We start from the raw sequence: 745 nt of genomic DNA, 5'->3' as shown, positions 1-745 counted from the left end.
TCGCCGATCCGTTCGACGCGCATCTGCGTCTGTTGATCAGCGGCCTGAAGGACTTCCGCCCCAAGCCGTGGCCGCAGCGCTTCCGCGAGATCCAGGCCGCCGGCGGTCGCATCCAGTTCGAGCAGGCGCGGATCCAGCAGGGCGAGATGGTGGCGGTCGCGACCGGCTCGCTCGGGCTGACCGCGCAGGGCTATGTCGACGGCGAATTGCAGATGGTGGCGACCGGGCTCGACCAGGTGATCCCCAAGCTCGGCATAGACAAGATGCTGGAGCAGGGCGTGTCGCAATCGACGCTCGACCGGCTGGCGCCCGGCGTCCGCGCCAAGGATGTCAATAACGTGCTCGGCGCGCTCGACCGCGCCATTCCGGGCCTCGGCCAGGTGGTGCGCAAAAATGCGAATGTCGCCGCCGTCGCCGGCATCGACGCGCTCGGCCAGGAGACCACGCTGGAAGGCCGCCCCGCCCGCGCCGTCCCGCTGCGCTTCGTCGAAGGCGCCGTGATGCTCGGCCCGCTCAAGGTGGGGCAGACCAAGCCGCTGTTCTGAGGCAACGCTTAGTAAGCGGCGCCCCGCGGGCCGTTTGAAGTAAGCGTTCCCGCGATCCGCAGCGCGCTCCCTCTCCCGCTTGCGGGAGAGGGTTGGGGTGAGGGCGCCTCAGGCAGTGAGTCGGTTAATCGCGGAGAGGAGTGCCCTCACCCGGATCGCTATGCGATCCGACCTCTCCCCCCAGCGGGGGAGGTGACAGA

The 745-nt window shown here is 69.0% G+C and carries 1 protein-coding gene; it reads left to right on the top strand.

The window, feature by feature from the left end; all coding sequences use genetic code 11:
* A partial coding sequence (locus DYI24_RS27350) for a DUF2125 domain-containing protein (protein WP_164574541.1) occupies positions 1-545 on the top strand: 545 nt, incomplete at its 5' end.
* Between the last annotated feature and the right edge of the window lie 200 nt (positions 546-745).

Origin of the sequence: Rhodopseudomonas sp. BR0C11 (assembly GCF_010820945.1) — a bacterium.
Classification (GTDB): Bacteria; Pseudomonadota; Alphaproteobacteria; order Rhizobiales; family Xanthobacteraceae; genus Rhodopseudomonas; species Rhodopseudomonas palustris_H.
The sequence above is the reverse complement of the archived record's forward strand: the minus strand, read 5'-3'. Positions and strand labels throughout refer to the sequence as shown.